Annotated in this window: 20 protein-coding genes; 13 read left to right on the plus strand and 7 right to left on the minus strand. The window is 74.1% G+C overall.

Annotated elements, in window-relative coordinates; genetic code table 11:
* Positions 1 to 72: 72 nt before the first annotated feature.
* From LADH09A_RS27395 to LADH09A_RS27420, 6 genes are read left to right on the plus strand one after another with little or no spacing between them, the layout of a single operon-like run.
* Entirely contained in the window at positions 73 to 705 is a 633-nt protein-coding gene (locus tag LADH09A_RS27395) for an ATP-binding cassette domain-containing protein (protein WP_238648531.1), read from the plus strand.
* Positions 702 to 1979, plus strand: coding sequence for an extracellular solute-binding protein (locus tag LADH09A_RS27400; RefSeq protein ID WP_238648532.1), 1278 nt, complete (start codon positions 702 to 704; stop codon positions 1977 to 1979). Before LADH09A_RS27395 ends, LADH09A_RS27400 begins: the two co-directional genes overlap by 4 nt.
* On the plus strand, positions 1976 to 3742 hold the full coding sequence (locus LADH09A_RS27405) for an ABC transporter permease (RefSeq protein ID WP_238648533.1): 1767 nt from the start codon (positions 1976 to 1978) through the stop codon (positions 3740 to 3742). Before LADH09A_RS27400 ends, LADH09A_RS27405 begins: the two co-directional genes overlap by 4 nt.
* A 41-nt stretch (positions 3743 to 3783) precedes the next feature.
* On the plus strand, positions 3784 to 6123 hold the full coding sequence (locus LADH09A_RS27410; RefSeq protein ID WP_238648535.1) for a tetratricopeptide repeat protein: 2340 nt from the start codon (positions 3784 to 3786) through the stop codon (positions 6121 to 6123).
* A gap of 46 nt (positions 6124 to 6169) precedes the next feature.
* Positions 6170 to 6787, plus strand: a complete 618-nt coding sequence (locus tag LADH09A_RS27415) for an ABC transporter ATP-binding protein (RefSeq protein ID WP_238648537.1) — start codon at positions 6170 to 6172, stop codon at positions 6785 to 6787.
* The gene (locus LADH09A_RS27420) at positions 6784 to 8205 is read left to right on the plus strand and encodes a DUF6297 family protein (RefSeq protein ID WP_238648538.1); all 1422 of its coding nucleotides are present in this window, start codon (positions 6784 to 6786) and stop codon (positions 8203 to 8205) included. The genes LADH09A_RS27415 and LADH09A_RS27420 overlap by 4 nt, the downstream gene beginning before the upstream one ends.
* 127 nt (positions 8206 to 8332) lie before the next feature.
* On the opposite strand, the gene LADH09A_RS27425 is transcribed toward LADH09A_RS27420, so the two are convergent.
* From LADH09A_RS27425 to LADH09A_RS27435, 3 genes are all read right to left on the minus strand, one after another.
* On the minus strand, positions 8333 to 9364 hold the full coding sequence (locus LADH09A_RS27425; protein ID WP_238648539.1) for an extracellular catalytic domain type 2 short-chain-length polyhydroxyalkanoate depolymerase: 1032 nt from the start codon (positions 9362 to 9364) through the stop codon (positions 8333 to 8335).
* Positions 9365 to 9530: 166 nt separating this feature from the next.
* Positions 9531 to 10133, minus strand: a complete 603-nt coding sequence (locus tag LADH09A_RS27430) for an MBL fold metallo-hydrolase (RefSeq protein WP_238648540.1) — start codon at positions 10131 to 10133, stop codon at positions 9531 to 9533.
* A 28-nt stretch (positions 10134 to 10161) separates the two neighbouring features.
* Positions 10162 to 11691: a multicopper oxidase family protein gene (locus LADH09A_RS27435; RefSeq protein WP_238648541.1), complete on the minus strand. Its 1530-nt coding sequence runs from the start codon at positions 11689 to 11691 to the stop codon at positions 10162 to 10164.
* Between the two features lie 166 nt (positions 11692 to 11857).
* Between LADH09A_RS27435 and LADH09A_RS27440 the strand changes: the two genes are divergently transcribed.
* Positions 11858 to 12664 carry an SDR family oxidoreductase gene (locus LADH09A_RS27440; RefSeq protein ID WP_238648542.1) on the plus strand — a complete coding sequence of 269 codons (807 nt, stop codon included), beginning with the start codon at positions 11858 to 11860 and terminating at the stop codon, positions 12662 to 12664.
* Between the two features lie 7 nt (positions 12665 to 12671).
* Here LADH09A_RS27440 and LADH09A_RS27445 read toward each other — a convergent pair whose 3' ends face one another.
* Positions 12672 to 13280, minus strand: coding sequence for a hypothetical protein (locus LADH09A_RS27445; RefSeq protein WP_238648543.1), 609 nt, complete (start codon positions 13278 to 13280; stop codon positions 12672 to 12674).
* A 181-nt stretch (positions 13281 to 13461) separates the two neighbouring features.
* Here LADH09A_RS27445 and LADH09A_RS27450 point away from each other — a divergent pair, with 181 nt between their 5' ends.
* Positions 13462 to 14559, plus strand: coding sequence for a DUF5919 domain-containing protein (locus tag LADH09A_RS27450; protein ID WP_238648544.1), 1098 nt, complete (start codon positions 13462 to 13464; stop codon positions 14557 to 14559).
* 73 nt (positions 14560 to 14632) lie between these two features.
* Complete coding sequence (locus tag LADH09A_RS27455; protein WP_238648545.1) at positions 14633 to 15514, plus strand: pentapeptide repeat-containing protein; 882 nt, start codon at positions 14633 to 14635, stop codon at positions 15512 to 15514.
* Between the two features lie 19 nt (positions 15515 to 15533).
* Here LADH09A_RS27455 and LADH09A_RS27460 read toward each other — a convergent pair whose 3' ends face one another.
* The gene (locus tag LADH09A_RS27460) at positions 15534 to 16055 is read right to left on the minus strand and encodes a MarR family winged helix-turn-helix transcriptional regulator (protein WP_238648546.1); all 522 of its coding nucleotides are present in this window, start codon (positions 16053 to 16055) and stop codon (positions 15534 to 15536) included.
* Positions 16056 to 16060: 5 nt separating this feature from the next.
* Here LADH09A_RS27460 and LADH09A_RS27465 point away from each other — a divergent pair, with 5 nt between their 5' ends.
* Both LADH09A_RS27465 and LADH09A_RS27470 read left to right on the plus strand, forming a co-directional pair.
* A complete protein-coding gene (locus LADH09A_RS27465) occupies positions 16061 to 17281 on the plus strand; it encodes an MFS transporter (protein WP_238648547.1) in 1221 nt (406 codons plus the stop codon).
* 39 nt (positions 17282 to 17320) lie between these two features.
* Positions 17321 to 17557, plus strand: coding sequence for a preprotein translocase YidC (locus LADH09A_RS27470; protein ID WP_238648548.1), 237 nt, complete (start codon positions 17321 to 17323; stop codon positions 17555 to 17557).
* A 7-nt stretch (positions 17558 to 17564) separates the two neighbouring features.
* On the opposite strand, the gene rnhA is transcribed toward LADH09A_RS27470, so the two are convergent.
* Positions 17565 to 18038: a ribonuclease HI gene (gene rnhA / locus LADH09A_RS27475; RefSeq protein ID WP_238648549.1), complete on the minus strand. Its 474-nt coding sequence runs from the start codon at positions 18036 to 18038 to the stop codon at positions 17565 to 17567.
* A 288-nt stretch (positions 18039 to 18326) separates the two neighbouring features.
* Positions 18327 to 19613, minus strand: a complete 1287-nt coding sequence (locus LADH09A_RS27480) for a lycopene cyclase family protein (RefSeq protein ID WP_372492364.1) — start codon at positions 19611 to 19613, stop codon at positions 18327 to 18329.
* Positions 19614 to 19730: 117 nt separating this feature from the next.
* Between LADH09A_RS27480 and LADH09A_RS27485 the strand changes: the two genes are divergently transcribed.
* Both LADH09A_RS27485 and LADH09A_RS27490 read left to right on the plus strand, forming a co-directional pair.
* A complete protein-coding gene (locus LADH09A_RS27485; RefSeq protein WP_238648551.1) occupies positions 19731 to 20543 on the plus strand; it encodes an ArsR/SmtB family transcription factor in 813 nt (270 codons plus the stop codon).
* A 296-nt stretch (positions 20544 to 20839) separates the two neighbouring features.
* Positions 20840 to 21325, plus strand: a complete 486-nt coding sequence (locus tag LADH09A_RS27490) for a hypothetical protein (RefSeq protein WP_099852881.1) — start codon at positions 20840 to 20842, stop codon at positions 21323 to 21325.
* Positions 21326 to 21333: the final 8 nt, after the last annotated feature.

Below are 21333 nucleotides of genomic sequence, written 5' to 3' on the forward strand. Positions count from 1 at the left end.
TGGAGGTGGCGCGGGCATCGATTGTCGGCACGATGTGCCACCCTGGGGACGTTCGCCCAGCGGTCACCGGAGGTGAGGGTCACGTTACGGCTACGCGCACTGGTCGCCGTGCCCGGCACCGGGCCGGTGACCCTCGACGTCCCCGCCGGCACGCTCGCCGCCCTGGTGGCGCCGCCCCGGTTCGGCACGGCGGTCGCCCGGGTGCTCGCCGGGCTCGCCGCCCCGGTGACCGGTCGCGTCCTGGTCGGCGACCGGGACGTCACCGTCCTGCCGCCACCGCGCCGGCAGATCGGCTACGTGCCCGCCGGTGGCGCGCTGCTCCCCCAGCTCACCGTGCGCCGCAACATCGAGTACGGCCAGCGCAAACGTGAGCGGGTGCACGAGGTGGCCGACGACTGGACGGCCACCGTGGTCGAGCGCCTCGAGCTGGCGTTCTCCCTCACCCTGCTGCCGCACCAGATCAACGCGGCCCAGCGGTTCCGGGTGGCGCTCGCCCGGGCGGCGGTGTGCCTGCCCGAGGTGCTCGTCATCGACCTGCCGGCCGGGTCGGCCGGCGACAGCCGACTCGGTGACCTGATGCCCCGGCTCTCCCCACCGGACTCCCCCGGGGTGGCGGTGCTGGTCTGCACCGCCGACCCGGCCACCCTCGCCGAGATCCCGGTGCGCCACGAGCTGGTCACCGAGCCGAGCGAGGCCACCCGATGACGCCCAGCGTCCGGCTGGGTCGCCGCGCCCTGCTGCGGGCCGCCGCCGCGAGTGCCACGGCCCTGGCCGCCGGCTGCTCGGGCGGGACCCGGTCGGTGCAGGTCGCGGTGGTCTGGAGCACCAGCGAGCTGGACCGGTTCCGCGACGTCGTCGCCCACTATCCCGGCGATGTGCAGGTGGTCAGCGCCGGCAACGACATCGACGCGTTCCTGCGGGCCCGACACCTCGCCGGCACCAGCCCGGACGTGGCCATCCTGCCGCGCCCCGGCCTGGTCACCGAGTACGCGCAGCGCGGTTGGCTGAGCCCGGTGCGCCCCTCCAGCGAGTACGCGGTGCCCGACGGGCTGGGCGAGTTGCTGACCGCCGAGGGCCGGCGCTACGGCGTCTGGGTGAAGGCGGCACACAAGTCGCTCGTCTGGCACCTGCCGTCGATGCTGTCCGAGCAGCCGGCCAACTGGGACGAGCTGGTCGCGCTCACCCGCCGGCTCGGCGCTGCCGCCCGGCGCGACGGCGGCCCGGCACCCCTGGCCGTCGGCGCGGCGGACGGGTGGGTGCTGACCGACTGGTTCGAGAACGTGCTGGCCGACGTGGCGCCCGAGGGCTACAACATCCTCGCCCGCCCGAAGGCCGACTGGCGGGCACAGCCGGTACGCGACGCGCTGGGCCGGCTCGCCGAGCTGTGGAGCGTCGACGGCGCGTTCCTCGGTGGTGGGCGTCGGGCCCTGCTCACCCAGTACGAGGAGTCGGTGATCCAGGTGGTGCACACCCGGCGTGCGGTGATGCTCTTCGGGGCCGACTTCACCGCCGACGTCGTCGGCCCGTTCCAGCGTGGCCCGGAGGCACCGACCACGTTCCCGTTCCCGGGCGCCCGGCCGGGCGGCGGCCCGCTGATCGTCGGCGGCGACGCCGCGGTGGCGTTCACCGGCGCCCGGGGTGGGGTCGAGCTGGTCGAGTGGCTCACCAGGGCCGACTCGTTCCGGCCGTGGCTGCGCGCCGGCGGCTACCTCTCGCCCAACACCAACGTCCCGATCAGCAGCTACACCGACCAGGTCGGCCAGCAGCTCGCCCGGGAGATGCAGGCGCCCGGCACGCTGCGTTTCGACCTCTCCGACCAGCTGCCCGGCGCGTTCACCGGCTCGGACGGGGTCGGCATCTGGCGGATCATGCAGGGCTTCTTCGCCGACGTCACCGACGGCGTCGGCGCCGGCGAGGCGATCCGGCGCGCCACCGGTGAGCTCGCCTCGGCGGCGCGCAGCGCGGGTGGCGGCCGATGAGCCAGGTGCGTGTCCTCGGCGAGCTGGCGGTGCTCGACGACGTCGGGCCGCCCCGGCGCGGCCGGGCATATCCGGCGGCGGGGGCGACCTCCGCGCTGTTGCTGCCGGCCGCGGTGCTGCTCGGTGGGCTCGTGCTGTGGCCGGTGCTGCGGACCATCCACGCCAGCGTCACCACCGACGGCCGCTGGGTCGGTGCGGAACACTTCCAGACCGCGCTGGCCGCCCCGGGCACCGGCGCGGTGGTCGGCCGGACCTTCCTCTGGGCGCTGCTGGTGCCGGCGGTGGTGACGGCCCTGGGCTATCTGCTCGCCGCCGCCTCCCGCCGCTCCCAGGAGGGCGGGCTGGTCCGGTTGATCCTCCTGGTGCCGGTGGCGCTGCCGCTGGTCGTCACCGGGGTCACCTTCCGGCTGATGTACGACCCGGACCCGACCCGGGGGCTGGCCACCCTGCTCGCGGCCCGACTGACCGGCCGCCCGTACGACGACGCGCCGCAGCTGCTCGGGCCGGGGCTGGTCACCGTGGCGTTGATGTCGGCGTTCGTCTGGGCCTGGGTGGGGTTGGCCGTGCTGGTCTTCCGGTCCGCGCTGGACGCGGTGCCGTCGAGTCTCGCCGACGCGGTGCGCGCCTACGGCGGGGGGCGACGACACGTCCTGTGGGACGCGCAGTGGCGGCCACTGCTGCTGCGCACGACCGCGGTGGTCTTCGCGTTGGTGGCGGTCGGCACGAGCCGCACGTTCGACCTGATCCTCGTGATGACCCCCGGCTCGGTCCGCGACGAGGCCTCCGTGCTCGCGCTGCGCATCTGGCAGACCTCGGGCGGCACCACCACCGGCGACGGCGCCGCGCTCGGCGTCGTGTGGTTGGTGGCGGTCGTCGGCGGGATCATGGTGGCCGCGCTCTTCGTCCGACAGGCCTGGCCCCCACCGCCCGCAGAGAAGGCACCGGAGCCCAGTCCCGTCGCCCCGCCCCGGCGGGTGTTCCGGCTGCTCGCGGCGGGCGCGGCGGTCGCCTGGTTGGTGCCGCTGGGAGTGCTGGTCGCCACGTCGGCACACGGCCGGGTGGACGCCGCCGCGCGCGGCTGGTGGTCGGCGCCGCCGAACGCCGAGTCCTACCGCACCGTGGTCACCGGCACGGAGCTGTGGCACACGCTGGGCTTCACGCTGCTCCTGGCCACCGCGGTGACCGCCACGGTGCTGGTGGTCGCGCTGCTGGCCGCGTACCCGTTGGCCTGGTTGACCGGGCCGGCCGCGCAGGCCACCGGGCTGGTGCTGCTGGCGGCCAGCGTCGTGCCGATCCAGGTCATCGCCGGGCCGGTCAACGAGGTGCTGGGCCTGGTGCTCTCCTCCGGCACGGCTCAGGGCCTGGCCCTGGTGCACATCGCGCTGGGTGTGCCGTTCGCGGTGCTGGTGCTGCGCAACGCGTTCGCCGACCTGCCGGTCGAGCAGGTGCGCGACGCCCGGCTGGGCGGGCGGCGGTGGTGGCACACCCTGCGCCGGTTGGCGCGGCACAACCTGTCGGCGGTGGTGGCGGTCTCCGTGCTGGAGTTCGTCCAGGTCTGGAACGACCTGGTGGTGGGTCGGCTGTTCAGCGGGCCGGGGGCGTCGCCGCTCGGCCCGTTCCTGGCCGAGCAGACCCGCAGCTTCGTGAGCAACAGCGGCGCGCTGGCCGCCAGTTCGGTGCTCGCCTCGGTGCTCCCGGTGGTGCTCATTGTGCTGTCGCGGCGACACCTGGTCGCCGGGCTCGTCTCCGGAGGTGTCCGCTGACCAGGCCGGGCGGTGGCCGCCGCAGCCCGCGCTGGCCGGCGTTGATCGCGATCGGCGGCGTGGTCAGCGGCGTCCTCGCCAACCTGGTCAGCAACCTCGCCAGCGACCTGCTCTCCGAGCTGGCGGCCAGCGTGCTCGGGCCGACGAGCATCGCCCTCGCCGCCGGGGGCATCGTCGGCTTCGTGGTCTACGAGGTGCGCCGCCGCCGGGCCGACCGGGAGGTCGACCCCGAACCGACGGATGTGCTCACCGCGCCGGCCACCGGCGCGCCCACCCTGCCCTACACGGCCGAGTTCACCGGCCGCGAGGACCATGTCGAGGCGGTGCTCGGGCTGCTCGCCAGCGAGCACGCGGTGGCCGTCCTGGGCCGACGCGCGGTGGGCACCTCCGCGTGCGCGGTGCAGGCCGCGAACCTGTGCCGGGAGGACTTCCCCGACGGGCAGTACTACCTCGACCTGCGGCGGCGCGGTCGCGCTCACTCGGCCCGGCAGGTGCTCACCGCACTGGCCCGGATCCTGGGCACCGCCCCGCCGGTCTCCGGCCGGCCGGACGCGCTCGCCGCCGCCGCCGACGCGCTGCGCGGCCAGCTCGACGGCCGCAGGATCCTGCTGGTGCTGGACAACGTCGACCGGCCCGACCAGGTCTGGCCACTGCTGCCACCCACCGCGCGCACCTGCCGGCTGCTGCTGGCCGGCGGCCCGGCGCTGGTGGGGCTCAAGGGTGTGGTCGCGCACTGGATCGCCGAGCCGGGCACCTCCGAGGCGGTCGAGCTGTTCGCCACCGCCGGTGGGGCCGCCCCCGCCGCCCGGGTTCGCCGTGCCGACCCCCGCACCGACCCGGAGGTCCGCGAGATCGTCGACCTGTGCGGCCGGCAGCCACGCACCGTCCGTGCGCTCGGTTACCGCACCGCACAACACGGCTGGCGGCACTCCGACGTGCTGGACGCGCTGCGCCGCGCCGTGCAGACGCCGCCACACCAGCGGCTGACCGTCTCGCCGGCCGCACGCCTGATCACCGAGCGGGACACCGCGTACCGGGCGTTGACCCGCGGGGCCCGCCGGTTGTACAGGGTGATGTCGCTGATCCCCGCCCCGGTGGACCGGCCGACCATCGCCGCGCTGGCCGGGCGGCACCCCGAGCGGGTGACCGCGCTGCTCGACCAGTTGGCCGCCGCGGCGTTCGTGGTCGGCGCGCCCGGCGACCGGTACGAGATCCGCCCGCTGCTGGCCGCCAGCGCCCGGCTGCACCTGCGGGACGCGGACCCGGCCCGGGCCCGGGTCGCCGCGCAGGCCCGACTGACGCGGCACCTGGCCCGCCGAGCCGAACGACACGCGGCCAACCTGGCGGTGCTCGGCACCCCACCGGACCGGGAGTGGTCGCTGCCACTGGACGACGACCCGTACGGCTGGTTCGACCTGCACCAGGAGCTGCTGCTGGCGGTGGTGCGGGTGCCGGCCGGCGCGGCCGAGACACTGCCCCGCCGGGTGCGCCGCTGGTGGTTCCGGCTGGCCGTGGCGCTGTGCGGCTGGCTGGCGTACGCCGAGCGGCTCGACGAGTGGGAGCAGGTCTGTCGCACCGTGCTGGCCACCCCCACGGCCGACGACCGACCGGAGATCGCCGGGTGGGCGCACAACGAGCTGGGTGTGCTGCGCCGTCGCCGGCACGACCCGCACGGTGCGGCGGCCGCGCTCACCCTCGCGGTCAACGAACGCGGTCGCCGGGGCACCGCCCAGGCCCGGATGAACCTGGGCCTGGCGCTCTTCGACCTGGGGCAGCTCGACGACGCGGTGGAGCACCTGGAGATGTCGCGTCGGCACCGCTCGGGGGCCGACCGCGCCGGGCACGCCCTCACCGACCTGGGCCTGGGCGCGGCGCAGCTCGCCCGGGGTGAGTTGGACATCGCGCACCACCACCTGGTGCGGGCGGCGAACGCGTTCCGGTCGGTGGGTGACGCTCGCGGGTACGCGGCGGCGCTGACCAACCTGGTGCTGGTGCACGCGGCGCTCGGCGAGCACCTGGACGCCGCGCAGGCGTGGCGGGCCGCACTGCGCGAGTACGAGTCGGTCAACGACCCGACCAGCCGGGCGACGGCGCTGCTCAACGCCGGGGCGACGCTGCTGAGCAGCACCCCGGGGCAGGCGCACACGGCGTACGAGATGCTGGCCGAGAGCCGGCGGCTGCGCGAGGAGGCGCGGCCCACGGCGGGGCTGGCGCGCACCCTGCTCTACCTGGGCGACGCTGCCGCCGCGCTGGGCGACCAGGCCGACGCGCGGCGGCACTGGGCGGACGCGGCGGCGGTCGCCGAGGAGGTCGCCGACGATCAGGGGCTGGCCGCCGCCGACGCCCGACTCGAGGCCGACGCCACGGATCGCGTGACGTAGGTCGCTCGGGTTGGTCGGTGGCACGGCTCTGGGAGACTCTGTGATCGTGGACGCGCTCTCGGTACGGGGACTCAGTCGCAACTTCGGCAACCTGGTCGTGCTCGACGAGGTGAGCTTCACGCTCGCGCCGGGGCGGATCGCGGTGGTGCTGGGCCCCAACGGCAGCGGCAAGACCACCCTGCTGCGCTGTGTCGTCGGCGCGGACCGACCGGACGCGGGCGAGGTGCTGGTGCAGGGCCGCCGGGCCGACGAGACCGACCCGCAGGTGCGGGCGCTGGTGGCGGCAGCCCTGGACGACATCGACTTCTTTCCCGACCTGTCCGTGGTCGAGCACCTGGAGCTGGTGGCGTACGCCCACGGGGGTGACGCCGAGCCGGTCGAGGAGGTCCTCGCCGAGCTGGGTCTGGAGCCGGCCCGCGACCAGCTGCCGGTGACCCTGTCCAGCGGGCAGCGCCGCCGGTTGGCGTTGGCCTCGTGTTTCGTCCGGCCGCGCCGGGTGCTGATCCTGGACGAGCCCGAGCAGCGGTTGGACGTCCGTGGGCGGCAGTGGCTCGCCGAGCGGCTGCTGCGGGAACGCGAAGCCGGGACGGCCGTGCTGCTGGCCTCGCACGACCCGGAGTTGATCGACGCGGTGGTCGACGAGCGCATCGAGATCGGCCGGTGACCGCCCCGCCGGCCACGATCGCCGACGCGCCGGCCGGGGTGCCCACCGCCCGGCAGCTGCGGACACACCTGCGCAAGGCGCGCAGCCGGCACCACGACCACTCCCTCGGCGACGTGCTGGGTGACGCGTACGTGATGGTCCTGTTCGTGGGCATGTACGGCTGGTTCGCGATCAGCGCGAGCCGCGACCTGCTGGACTCTCCCACGGTGGGGCGGGCCGAGCCGGGGGTGCGGTGGTGGTTGGCGGTCGCCGCGCTGCTGGCCGGCGCCGGGCTGGCCTGGCGTGGTCTGCGCGCGCTCGGGCCGCTGCTGGTCACCCCGGCCACGCAGAGCTGGGCGACCAGCGCACCGGTGGACCGGCGGGCCTGGCTGGCACCGCGCTTCGTCCTGCTGCTGCTGGGGGCCGCGGCCGGCACCGCGGCGCTCGGGGCGGCCGTGGCGGCGCTCGGCGGTGTCACCGACCTGGCCGCGCTGGGCTGGGCCGCCGGGGCCGGCGCGGGGTGGGGCGCGGCCGCGCTGGCGCTCAGCGTCGTCGCACAGAGCAGCCGGGCGGGCCGGCGGTGGCCGACCCTGGCCGGTGCGGTGCCGATGGGGGCGGCAGCCGCCATCACCGCCCTGGTGGTGCTCGTCGGTCGCCTCGGCGACGGGCTGCCCCGGCCGGCGGCGACGCCGAGGGTCGCGTTGTTCGCCGCCGCGCTGCCCCTCGTGGGCTTGGGCACGATCCTCGCGGTCCGCGCGTTGCCCCGGGTCGACCGGGCCACGCTGACCACCGGCGCCCAGTTCGCCAATGCCGCCTCCACGGCCATGATCCTGCTGGACCCGAGTCTGCTCGCCGGCCTGGTGGAGAGCCGGCGCTGGCGCCGGATCGGCCGGGTTCGCAGCAGCCGGTTCCTGCCCGGCCCCGCCTGGTGGGCGCTGCTCCAGGCCGACGTACGCCGGTTGCGCCGGCACCCGAGCGCCGTGCTGATCTGGGCCGCCCTGATCGGAGTGCAGTACGCTGCCGCGCTCGCCCTGCCCGGGCTGGCCGGGGCCACGCAGGTGGTGTTCGCCTACCTCGCCGCCGACCGGCTGACGGGTGGCCTGCGGTCGATCAGCCGCTCACCCGGGCTGCGCCGCGCGCTCGGGGGCAGCGACGCCCTGCTGCGGGGGATCCACGTGGTGGTGCCGGCGATCGGCGCGGGCCTGTGGTGGTTGCTGACCCTTCCGACGGTCGACCCCGGGCCGGCGTGGCTCGCACCGACGCTGGCGGTCGGGGTGGTGCTCGCCGCGTTCCGGGCCGGCACCCGCCCGCCGATCAACTACGGCGGCGCGACGGTCAACACCCCGTTCGGGATGATCCCGGTCGACCTGATGCGTCAGGGGTCTCGCGGGCCTGCGCTGCTCGCCGTGCTGGTCCTCGTCCAACTGTTCCTGGGCTGAGGCGGGGCGGGCCCACGCTGAGGCGGGGCGGGCCCACGCTGAGGCGGGGCGGGCCCACGCTGAGGCGGGGCGGGCCCACGCTGAGGCGGGGCGGGCCCGGAGTGGGCCCGCCCCGCCCTCGGGCCGGTCAGCCGTCCAACCGGCGGACCATGTTCATGATGGTCTCCACCTGCGCGCCGCCCTTGATCGGGAAGTTGGTCGCGCCCAGGTAGCCCCACCAGTCCCAGCAGCCGTTCGGGTTGCTGAGGCTGGTGCTCGCCTGCGGGTAGAGGACGATCAGGTTGTTGGTGTCGGCGTACTGGTTGAGGTTGGCCCGGTCGACGAAGGCCGTGCCCACCGCGCCGGAGGCCTGGACGCAGCCGTGCAGGGCGACCAGCAACCGGCACGACTGGCCGGCCGCGCAGGCCGACGGCACGTAGGCGTAGCCGTTGGCGTCCATGCTCAACCCGTTGGCCCAGCCGTTGACCGCGAAGGTGTTCTGCGCGAAGCGGATGAGCGTGCCGCCGAGCGCGCCGGTGTTCGGTGCGCTCACCCCGCCGAGCAGTTTGCGCAGCAGGGCGTTCTGCGGGTCGGTGCCGCAGTCGTTGAGGTAGGGCGACGCGGTCGCCGTGCACCCGAGCGTGCCGTACGGGGTGACCCAGGAGTGACCGGCTGCGGAGCCGCTGTCGTATTGCACGCTGGCCCCGAAGTGCTGGTAGTACCGGACCAGGTCGTCGGTGACGGACTTCTTGACGGTGGTGTCGTTGCCGCCGTGGAACACGTACACCGGATCGCCGGACAGGTTGCCGACCGGGTCGACCCAGCCGTACGACGCCCACGTCCGGGTGTACGCCTGGAGGGCGGCCAGATTCGTCGGGTACGCGTTGTTGCCGCAACCGTTGAGCGCCTGCGCGACGGTGTTCTGGGAGCAGTAGTACGGGCCGGCGGCGAACACGGCCGCGCCGCGGATGCGCGACGAGTAGGCGACGTGCAGTTGGGTGGCCATGTAGCCACCGGAGGAGACACCGGCGACGTAGACGCCGGAGACGTTGTAGGTGCCCAGTGACCCGGCGACCGGGGGCCTGGTCGACGGGGTCGCGGCCTGGGCGGGCGCCGCGGTGGTCAGGGCCAGCAGGAGGACGGCGAGAAGGGTGGTGGCGGCTTTCAGCGGTGTGGACATGGGCGCTCCTCGGCAGCGCCGACAGGGGCGTCGGCGCGCGACGAAGCTACCGTGACATTGAGCACATCAGATATGAGCGCGGTCGACACGGTCGACGCCGCCGGTGTGTTCCCCGTAGCCACCCCCGGGCTCCGCCCGATGGGGGCGACGAGCGCGACGGCAGGGGTCAGGCGGTGTCGCCGGGGGCGAGGTGGCGGTAGCCGGGGATCGTCTCGGTGAACCAGCCGGCGACGCTGGCCAGGCCGCGTTCGTTGAGCTGCGCGTCGTGGATCGGGTACGCGGCCTCCGCGCCCACGGCGGCGGCGAACCGGATCGCCTCGTCGAGCCGCAGCCACGACCCCTGGGCCGGGACGAGCAGGGTGTGCACCGGCTCGTCCGGCACGTGCAGGGAGTCGCCGGGGTGGTAGAGCCCGGCACCGACCAGGTAGCCGAGGTTGGGGCAGTCCGGTTGACCCTCGTGGATGGTGGCGTGCCGGCCGCCGTGGGCGCTGACCTCGATGCCGGCCGCGGTGAAGCGTTGCCCGGCGCGGACCCGCGTCACCGGCAGCGGCGCGATGTCGGGCAGTCGGGCACCCTCGGGGGCGTACACCGGGACGCCCAGGCCGGCGAGGCGCAGGACGTCCACGTGGTCGGTGTGCTCGTGGGTGACCAGGACGGCGTCCGCGCCGACCAGGGCGCGTGGCTCGCTCCACGTCCCCGGGTCGATCACCAGGACCCCGCCGTCGTGCTCGACGCGGACACAGGCGTGCGTGAATCGGGTGATCCGCATCCGGCGACGGTACGCCGTCGGAGCTGGATCAGTCATGGTCACCGTGGTCGGCGTGCGCGGGCGGCCGACCGGGCGCCTGCCCCGGGTCGACCACGACGAACTGCCCCATCATCCCGCTGTCCTCGTGCCAGAGCAGGTGGCAGTGGTACATGTAGGGCAGGTTCGGGTCACTGTGGTCGGTGAACCGCAGCACGATCCTCATCGGCCGGTGCGGCGGCAGGAAGATGGTGTCCTTCCATCCGCCCAGCTCGGGCGGTGGCGGGGCGCCGTCCACCGAGAGCAGTTGGAACTGCACGTCGTGGACGTGGAAGTTGTGCGGGGTGCCGTCTGCGTTGGTCACCTCCCAGACCTCGGTGCTGTCCCGGGTGGCGGCGAAGTCGATCCGGTCCATCCGCATCGACTGGCCGTTGATGCCCCGCCCGCGAAACTCCAGTCGGCGGGTGGTGGCCGCGGCGCCCGGGTCCAGCCGGTCCGTCGGCACCAGTTCGTCGGGCACCGGCGGGGCGGGAGCGAGGGTGTCGGCGGCGCGCAGTTGCAGCACGTCGAACCGGTCCGCGCCGCCCGCCGAACGCCGGGACAACCCGCCGATGCCCAGGTCGGGCGGTGTGCTGCGCAGGGTCGGTCGTTCACCCGGCCGGACATCCACCACGATCTCCGCCCGTTCCCCGGGCGAGAGTCGTACCCGGGTCAGCCGGGTGGTCCGGGCCAGCAGCCCCCCGTCCGTGCCGACGAGCGCGAACGGGCGGTCGTCGGAGAGCCCGAAGTCGTACGTCCGCGCGGTGGACGCGTTGAGCAGTCGCAGTCGGACCCGCTCGGTGCGTACGTCCAGGTAGGGGCCGACGGTGCCGTTGACCAGCAGGGTGTCGCCGAGCACGCCGATGCCGGCGAAGGCGTTGCGGGTCTTGTCGAACTGGCCGCTGCCGGAGAAGCTGCGGTCCTGAACGATCACCGGCACGTCGTCCACCCCGTAGGTGCGCGGCAGCGGCAGCGCCGCCTCCCGGTCGTCGTCCAGGAGGAACATGCCCGCCAGACCCCGGTAGACCTGGTCCTCGGTGGCCCCGTGCGGGTGCGGGTGATACCAGAGGGTGGCGGCCGGCTGGTCCACCTGCCAGGTGGGTGACCAGGTGGCACCCGGGCGGACCATCTGGTGCGGGCCGCCGTCCATCCGGGCCGGCAGGTGCATACCGTGCCAGTGCACGTTGGTTTCCTCGCCCAACATGTTGACGACGTTCACCCGCACCTGCTCGCCCCGCTTGGCACGCAGCGTCGGGCCGAGGAAGTCACCGCCGAAGCCCGCGGTGGCTGTCATCCGTCCGTCGCCACCGAAGTCACGCCGGCCCTGCTGGGCGACCAGGTCGAAGACCCGCCGGCCTCGGTCGTCCAGGCGGGACGGGGCCAGAGGCGGCACCGCCAGCGGGTTGGCGAAGGTCACCTCGCCGACGGTGTCGGTGGGGCGGGTCAGCGTCCAGGCGCCGACGGCGAGGCCGCCGCCGAGCACGAGCACGCCGACCACGACGCCGATGAGCACCCGGACCACGCGTCGTCGTCGAGTAGGCACAGGAACCACCTCCTGAAGAGTCACTACATGTAGCTTGTCTTCTTATTGGAGTGGCGGCCACCGAAACGGCTGGCTTTCCGGGCGCGGTCCGGGATGACCCCGAGGGCGCGTCCGGGCCGTACCGACGCTGCGATTGGGCCGGCCCGCTCGGGGTAGTGCGAACCCCATGCCCCAGCGCTACGCGAACTACCCGAGGATCGCCGTGGTCACCGGTGCGGACTCCGGCATCGGCAAGGCCTGCGCGGTCGCGCTGGCCGAGGCCGGCTTCGACATCGGCATCACCTGGTACGGCGACCCCGACGGCGCCGAACGGACCGCCACCGAGGTCCGCGCCACCGGTCGCCGCTGCGAGGTGGCCGAGGTGGACCTGACCCGACTGCCGGAGGCGGCGGCGGTGGTGGACGAGCTGGCCGATCGGCTCGGCGGCATGGGGGTGCTGGTCAACAACGCCGGCATCGGCGCCTCGACGCCGTTCGTCGACACCGGATGGGAGCAGTGGCGCGAGGTGCTCGCCGTCGACCTGGACGCGCCGTTCCTGTGCGCGCAACGGGCCGCGCGACGGATGCGGGCCGCCGGCACCGGAGGGCGGATCGTCAACATCACCAGCGTGCACGAGCACGCGCCCCGGGTGGGCTCCGCCGCGTACTGCGCCGCCAAGGGTGGGCTGGGTCTGCTGACCCGGGTGATGGCACAGGAGCTGGCCGCCGATGGGATCACCGTCAACGCGGTCGCCCCGGGTGAGATCGCCACGCCGATGACGGGCTTGGAGGACGTCGACCCGTACACCCAGGACCGGCCCGGCGTACCGGTGGGGCGACCGGGGGACGCCCGCGAGGTCGCCGCCGTGGTCGCGTTCCTCGCCTCCCCCGCCGCCAGCTACGTCACCGGGGCGTCCTGGCCGGTCGACGGCGGCATGCTGCTGATGGGTCCGCAGGCCGACGCGTTGACCAGCGACGACTGGCGTTCGGTCTGAGCGGCGGTCACTTCCGCTCGGCAGCGGCCGTGCGCAGGATGTAGAGGAACTGCGCGGCGAACGCCGCCAGCGCGACCACCACCCCGGCCGGGATCGCGAGGGTGTGCCCGGCCCCGGCCAGGCCGGCCAGCAGGGTGACCCCGAGCCCGACCAGCAACGCGTTGACCGCGCCGACCAGCGCCGCCGTGGTGAGCAGGAACTCCCACCGCCCACGCTCGATGCCCACCAGGGACCAGGCCGCCCGCATCGTGCCCTCGTCCGTCACGGCGTCGGCGAAGAAGTCGTGCTGGCCGGCGAACCGGTGGTGGTAGTACGCGCGGATGCGCTGGATCCTCCACAGGTCCAACGCGTTCTCCACGGTCGTCTCGACCAGCCGCAGGAAGGTCAGCAGCCCGATGACCACCAGGGTTGGCAGCACCGCGCCCAGGTAGGGCCGGACCAGTTTGTCGTTGCTGGCCACGAAGCCCAGCCCGATCAGGGCGGCCGACAGGACGGACAGGTAGATGGTGGCCCGACCGGTGGACTCGGCGATGGTGCCGGAGCGGGCCGTTTCCAGGGCGAAGTGCTCGGTGGTCAGGGCGGTCAGCAGCGCCTGCTCGCGCTCACTCTCGTTCATCCGAGCCCACTCTCCGTAGTCGCACGCTGCCGTTACCGTCACCCTAGGAGCGGTGGTGACGGTCCGGTCGGCGAAACCGCCGGCCCCGAACGGGGCAGCGAGCGGCAAAGCGGGCACGTATCCTCCGCATTCTGGTGATTTGTGGGCGGCGGCGGGCCGGCCGACGACGGAAGGGGACCGGATGCCCGGGTGGGCTGTTCGGGGCGGGCGGCAACGACGCGCCTTCGTCGTCGGTGGTGCACTGCTCGGGGTCGCCGTCGTCATGCTGGTGGGCGCGTGGCGCAGCACCGGCTTCCTCAGCGACCTGCTGCTCAACCTCGGTGCCAGCGTGGTGCTCGCGGCCATCTCGTACGTCATCTTCGACCCGCTGTTCGAGGAGGCCCGCAAGGCGCGCGTGCAGGAGCACCTGCGCTTCGACCAGCAGGCGTTCGTGGCCCGGCTGCACCGCTCCGCACGCCGGGTGCGCATCCTCGACACCTGGACGATCCTGCTGGAGCAGCGGCACCGCGAGGAGACCCTGACCGCGATCCGAGCCGCACTCGGCAACGGCGCCCAGGTGCAGTTGCTCCTGCTCGACCCGGACTGCACCGCCGCCCAGCAGCGCTCCGAGGAGCTGGAACGGCAGCGGGTGGACGTGCCCCGGCAGATCCGCACCAACCTGCGCCACCTGGCCGCCTTCACCGACGCCCTCGACTCCCGGCTACGGCAACGCCTGCAGGTCCGGCTCTACGACGCGTCCCCGTCGATCCAGCTCTACCAGTGGGACGGGCGGGCGCTGATCTCGTTCTTCCCGATCGGGAAGCTGTCGTTCAACGTGCCCCAACTGGAGGTGGACATGGACAGCCCCTGGGGCGGTTTCGTGCACGCCCGGTTCGAGGAGTTGTGGGAGCACGAGCAGGCCACCCTGAACCTGGAGCGGTACTGGTCGGTCGTGGTCACGCTGCGCCACGACGACTCCGACGTGGTCGAGGTGCGCGTGCCGTACGTGACGGTGGACGGGCAGCACTACGTCGACTGCCGCGGGTTCCGGGTCACCGGGCCGCTGACCGTGCGAGCCATGCTCCCGCCCCGCGCACCCGGGGCGTCTCCCGCGGTGTTCGCGCTGGCCGAGCCCGCCGACGGGGACCACACGCCGGCCGACGCCGTGAGACGGCACTTCGACCAGAAGTACGGGCACGACGACGGGGAGCGGGCGATCTACCGGTTGGTGCCGCCGGCGGGCCACTCGCGTACCCCGACTCCCCGCTCGGCGGCGGCCGGCGACACGCACGGACGGTGACCCCGACCGGACCGGTCGGCGCGGCGCGCGAAACAATGGTGGCCTCGTCCCGACCGCCAGGAGGACCGACCACGTGTCGCCCAGCCCCGCACCGCCGTCCGGCTCGGCGCAGCTGCGTGCCGACTGCGGACGATGCTTCGGCCTGTGCTGCGTGGTGCCCGCGTTCGCCCGATCGGCGGACTTCGCCATCGACAAGCCGGCCGGGCAGGCCTGCCCCAACCTGGGCCCGGACCACCGCTGCGGCATCCACACCGAGCTGCGGCAACGCGGGTTCCCCGGCTGCACGGTGTTCGACTGCTTCGGTGCCGGGCAGCAGGTCTCCCAGGTCACCTTCGGCGGGCGGGACTGGCGGGACGCACCGGAGACGCTGTCGGGCATGGCGGAGGCGTTCGCCGTGCTGCGTCCCCTGCACGAACTGCTCTGGTACCTCACCGAGGCGCTGACGCTGCGCCCACCGGCCGACCTGCGCGACGAGTTGACCCGTGCCCTCACCGAGACGACGGCACTCACCGAGGGTGACCCGACGCACCTGCGCACGGTGGACGTCGCCGCCCACCGGGACCGGGTCAACCCCCTGCTGTCGCGGGCCAGCGACGCGGCCCGCTCCCCCGGGGGCGTCGACCACCGGGGCGCGCACCTGCCCGGCGCCGACCTGCGCCGGGTCGACCTGCGCCGCGCCAACCTGCGCGGGGCGCTGCTGATCGGCGCCGACCTGCGCGGCGTCGACCTGAGCCTCGCCGACGTCACCGGCGCGGACCTGCGCGGGGCCGACCTTCGCGGCAGCGATCTGCGGAGCACGCTCTTCCTGCACCAGTCCCAGCTGGATGCCGCTCGGGGCGATGTCCGCACCGGCCTGCCGGCAACGCGCGCCCGGCCACCGCACTGGACGGCGCTGCCGCTCAACCCGGTCCGCCAGCCGTCCCGCGCCACGGCCCGTCGCGGCCGGCGCCGATAGCGGCCCGACGCTCGTCGCGTCAGTCCTGCGCCAACTCCAGGTAGCCGGCGTGAACCGGGCACTGCGGGCAGCGCTCGCGGTCGCAGAGCCGGCAGAGGTGGGCCAGGCTGCGGGCATCCGCCACCTCGTCGTGCAGCAGGACGCGGGCGATGTCGGCGAGTTGGTGGCGTTGCTCGGCGGTCAGCGGGGCGAGCAACGCGGTCAGCGCCTCCTGCCGCTCGTGCAGGACGCGGGCGGCGGCGGCCGTCCCGTCGGTGGTGAGGTGCAGGGCACGGCTGCGCGCGTCGGCGCCGGGACGCCTCTCCACCCAGCCCTGCTCCCGCAGTCGCCGGACCAGGTGTGCGACACCGGGCTGGGTCAGCCCCAGCACCTGCCCCAACCATTCGGCGGTCACCCCCGGCTGGTCCTTGAGGACGATGAGCGCCTCGGCGAGCGCTCCGCCGGCCCCGACGGACGCGCTGGCCGACGCGCGTACGCGCGAGCCGACGAGCAGGGCGAGTGCGCCGAGCAGGTTGGGCGAGCCGTCCTCGGGTAGATTCATAAGTCATGAATGTACCCCGGCGGGCGATGCTCCTCATCGTGTTGATGACCGTGGCGCAGCTCCCCGTCGCGCTGCGGCAACTGCTCGTCGTGCTGCTCGGTCACCAGAACACCGGCAGCTTCGCCACCGCCGGAGTGGCCAGCGCCGGCTGCGGGATCGGGCTGGCGCTCACCGCGCCGCTGGTCGGCCGACTCCTGGGTCGGCTCGGGGCCCGGCCGGTGCTCCTCACCACCGGCCTCGCCCACCTGCTCGCCCTGCTCGGACTGGCCGTCACCACCGCGCCGGCGGCGTTCGTGGCACTGGCCACCGTGGCGGGGCTCAGCACGCCACCGGCGGTCGGCAGTGGACGCGCCCAACTGGCCCGGATGGTCCCCGCCCCCGCGCTGGCCCGCACGTACGCGGTCAACGCCGTCGGGCAGGAGCTGCTGTACGTCGGCGGCCCCCTCGCGGTGACGCTGAGCCTGCTGATCAGCGGTCCCACGGCCGCACTGCTCGTCTTCGCCGTCATCGGCACCGCCGGGCTGCTCGGCATGGTCGCCGTGCTGCCGCCACGCGAGGTCGAACGGCACATCGGCGCGAAGCGCTCCGCGCTGCCGGGTCAGGCCACCCGCCGCACCGTCGTCGGCACCCACATCGGCTACATGGTCAGCATCGGCGCCATGTGGGTGCTGGTGCCCGCGTTCGCCACCACGGTCGGGCACCCGGACCAGGCCGGGCTGCTGGTGACCATCTGGTCGGTGGGCAGCCTGGCCGGTGGCGTGTTGCTGGCCCGCTGGGGTCGACCCGGCAGCCCGGCGGCGGCGTACCTGGCGCTGCTCGGCACGTTGGCCGCCACCTCGCTGGCGCTGCTGCTGCCCCGCAGCGTGCCGCAGATGGCCGTCGCGCTGGCGGTGTTCGGCCTCGCGCTGGCACCATTCCTCGCCGTCACCGACGAGATCCTCGCCCGGTCCACCCCGGCGGCCCGGCTCCCCGAGACGTACGGGTGGTTGCAGACGGCCGGTCAGCTCGGCATCGCCGCCGGGTCCGCGACCAGCGGCGCGGTCAACGACCACGTCGGCAACACTCCGGCGTTCCTGGTGGTCTGCGGCGCGCTGGCGGTGGCGTTGATCGTCGCGCTCAGCCGTCGCCGGACGCTGCGGCTGCCGTCCGCTGCCCCACCGGCCGAGACGGTCGGACCAGCGGTGGCCGCCGGTGGGCGAGGTTTCGGCCGGGACGACGCCGGGTAGCCAGCGCCGACGCGGACGGCATCGACGGGGGGGCACGGCGTGGGCTACCGAAAGCGCGACGGTGAGTTGCCGGGCGACCCGCAGCACAGCGAGGACGAGGCCGGCCAGGTGCCGCTGGTGCAGGTCGAGGCAGACACCGAGGTGCCCGCGCCGGCGGACACCGACGTCCGGCCGGACATCGTGACCGAGCCCGACAACTCGGGTGTCGCCGGTGGTTCGTCCGGCAGCAGCGGCGGCGGGTCGAGCATGCCGGGGCACCCCGACGCGACCCGCTGACCCGGGCTCAGCGGCTGGTCAGTGCCGCTCGCGCCTCGGTCATGCCCTTGTTGGCCAGCCCGTCGGCCCGCTCGTTCTCCGGGTGGCCGTTGTGCCCCTTGACCCACAGCCAGGTGACCTCGTGCCGCTCGCAGGCCGCCTCCAGTCGCTGCCACAGGTCGGCGTTCTTCACCGGCTGCCTCGCGGCGGTCAGCCAACCGTTGCGCTTCCAGGACGCCAGCCAGCTGGTGATGCCGTTGCGCACGTACGTGCTGTCGGTGTGCAACTCCACGGTGACCGGCCGGTTCAGGCTCTCCAACGCCTGGATGGCCGCCATCAGCTCCATCCGGTTGTTGGTGGTCGGCGTGGCCTCGCCGCCGCACAACTCCCGCTCGTGGTCGCCGTAACGCAACAGCGCGCCCCAACCACCCGGCCCGGGGTTGCCACTGCACGCCCCGTCGGTCCAGATCTGCACGCCCCTGCCGGCCGCCGCGTCCACCATGCCCGGCAACCTACCGGGCGCTGACCTCGCCCTCCCCTCGCGGGGGGCCGGCGCGCCGAGGAGTCGGGTGCCCGCGGGGCGTCGACCCCGAGACGTGAGCCCCGCACAAACTGCCTCACACAATCTGCCCCACGCACACCGCCCGCGCACACGCTGCCCCAGCACCGCCCGCGCACACGCTGCCCCACGCACACCGCCCACGCACACGCTGCCCCACGCACACGCTGCCCCACGCACGCTGCCCCGCTCGCGGGGCAGCTCGACAGGCGACGCAGGACACCACGCCGGTCAGGTCGGGCGGGGTGCCCCACCCGCACCGGGCTCCGAGCCCAGCGGGTCGCCCACCACGGCGGGTGGAACGGCCGGTGCCGGGCGGGTCGGGCGCAGCCGGTCGCGGACGCGGTGCGCCGCGTCGCCAGCGGTGGCGGCGATCATCGGCAGCAGCCGGGTCGAATTCATGATCGCGACCTCCTCGGCCGGGGTCGTGACGCCGTCGAGGAAGCGCAGCACCCGCTCGGCCGGGTTGCGGTCGAAGAGCCGGTCGAAGAAATCCGGACCGCCGACTCCGCCCCGGTCCAGCGCCCGCAGGGCCACCGCGTCCATCCACCGGTGCCGGCGCGGGTACGCCGCCTGCGGCACCGGCGGCCGTCCCGCCGCGAGGGCACGGGCCACCTGGTCGGCCTGGCGGTACATGGCGGAGAAGGTGAAGCCGGTGGAGGGCCGGGTCGCACCACCGGCCGTACCCAGCCGGACCACCCGGGGTGACGGCCGGGCCGAGAACGGCGCGTCGGTCATCGGGATCACCCCGTTCTCCACCTCGCGCACGCGCAGCCCGGTCGGGTCCAGACCGAGCAGGTCCCGGTACCCGGCCAGCGCCGCGTCGTACCCGGCGTCGGTGAGCAGGTCGGGTGAGAACTCGGTGTACTCGACCAGGGCGTACCGGTCACTCACCGGCAGCACGTACCCGAACGAGACACCCCGGGGCGGCTGCGGGGTGCGAAAGTCCATCAGCACCGCGCGCGCCGGGTCGAAGGCGGGCCGCTCGGCCTCCAGCCACCAGCCGCGGAAGTGCTGCAACCAGGTCGTCCGCCCCGCTCGCGCCGGTGGGCGGGGGCGGGAGTCGAGCACCCAACCGGCCCGTACGGCCCGCCCGTCGCCGGTGCGCACCAGCACCCGCGTGCCGTCGTCGGTCACCGTCTCGGCCGGTGCGACGATCCGGATGGCGTCGAGGCGGCGCTCGGCTGCGGCAGCCCGGTCGTAGACCGGGCCGGAGCGGAGCATGGCGTACCTCAGCGGGGTCAGGTCCAGGACGCGACGCCGGGCCGTCGTCGCGACCTCGACCTGCTGCCAGCTCGCGCTGAGCAGCGGGTCCAGGTCGGTGCCCGGGTGGCCCCAGAACGCCCAGGTGCGGTCCTGACCGCGTCGGCGGACCGGATCGACGACGGCGATGCGCAGGCCCCGGACGCCGTGGCGATCCAGTGCGGCGAGCAGCAACGACGCCGCGCCGCCACCGCCGAGCAGCGCGAGGTCGACGTCGAGCGGCGCGGAATCGGTCACCGCACCACGCTGCCACACCGCCGCGCTCGGGCGCGCGTCACCACCCGACGCCCCGCTCAGGGCACCAATTGACAGGCAACCGCAGAGTTGCCTATGTTGACAGGCAACCGCTTGGTTGCCTTTAACGGAGGGTCGATGGACGACGCGTTCCGGGCGCTGGCCGATCCCAGCCGGCGTCGACTGCTCGACCGGCTCAACGACCGCAACGGCCAGACCCTGCGGGAGCTCTGTGACGGGCTGGCGACGAGTCGGCAGGCGGTCAGCAAGCACCTCGCAGTGCTGGAGGCGGCCCACCTCGTCACAAGCGTTCGGCGCGGTCGGGAGAAGGTGCACTACCTCAACGCCGCGCCGATCAACGCCATCGCCGACAGATGGCTCAGCCGATACGACCGCGAGCGAGCCGCCGCGCTCGCCGACCTGAGCACCGCATTGGAGCGACAGCCCATGGAGAGTCCCGCCTTCGTCTACACCACCTACGTCAGGACCACCCCGCAGCGGCTCTGGGCCGCGCTCACCGAACCGGCCTTCACCCGCCGCTACTGGGGTGGGGTCGCGCTGGCGTCCGACTGGCAGGTCGGATCGCCGGTGTTGTGGCAGGACACGCCGGACGGCGAGCCACGCGATCTCGGTCAGCGGGTGCTCGTCGCCGAGCCGTACCGTCGCCTGTCGTACAGCTGGCACGGCTTCCAGCCGGAGCACGCCGAACACTTCGGCTGGTCACCCGAGCAACTGGCCAGCCGGCTCGGTGAGCGTCGGTCGACGGTGACCTTCGAGATCGAGCCACACGGCGACGAGGCCGTCCGGCTGACCGTCATCCACGACGACTTCTCCCCCGACAGCGAGATGCACCGGGCGATCAGCGGGCAGCTCGACGGCAGCGGTGGCTGGCCGGAGCTGCTGGCCAGCCTCAAGACCCTGCTGGAGACCGGCGAGCCGATCCCCGCGTAACCCGCCGGCGACCGGCGGATGGTGGACAGCCGACGCCATACCTCGCCATCGACCCAGCGGCGACAGCCCGGCCGGAGCGGACATCGATCGGAGTCCCGGTGCCGGTCGGGCCGTCCGGGCCTTTCCGCAGCTCTCCCCGCCTTCGGGTGGACACGTGACGGCAACGAGGAATTCTCATTTTCACCTGATCGTGGGCCCAACCCACCTAGTGTTGGGCACACCGGTGCTAGTCACGGAGTTGGCCACCCGAACGACGTCCCACGCAGTCAGCGGACGAAAAGTGAGGGAAGACGCGTATGAAGGTCTCAACAGCACTCTGCTCGGCGGCGCTCGGCGTGGGCCTCGGCACGCTCCTGCTGCCAGGCGCCGCACTGGCCGACACCACGGTGTCACCGGCCACCACCCCGGTCGGTGGGACCGTCGTGCTCACCGCGACGACCTGCAACCCGAAGTCGGGTGACGCCCTCTTCCGGGTCACCGGCCCCAACCGCGATCAGAACGTCCGATCCACCACGGCCGCCGCCGGCGGCGGGCTCAGCGCCGAACTCTTCACCGCCGGGTTCACCCTGGGCACGTACACGGTGGCGGCGACCTGCGGCGACGGCAGTTCGGCCGGCACGGCCACGTTCACCGTCACCCCGATCGGCGGCGCACCCGCCGGTTCCGGCGGCGACAGCCGCGACACCGGCACCCTGGCCGCCGGCGGCACGCTGCTCGGCACCGCCCTGGCCGGCGCGGTGATCCTGATCCGCCGGCGACGTCCGGTGTCCACTGTCGCCTGATCGGCGAC

The sequence above is a fragment of the Micromonospora cabrerizensis genome (assembly GCF_022230955.1).
Lineage (GTDB): Bacteria > Actinomycetota > Actinomycetes > Mycobacteriales > Micromonosporaceae > Micromonospora > Micromonospora cabrerizensis.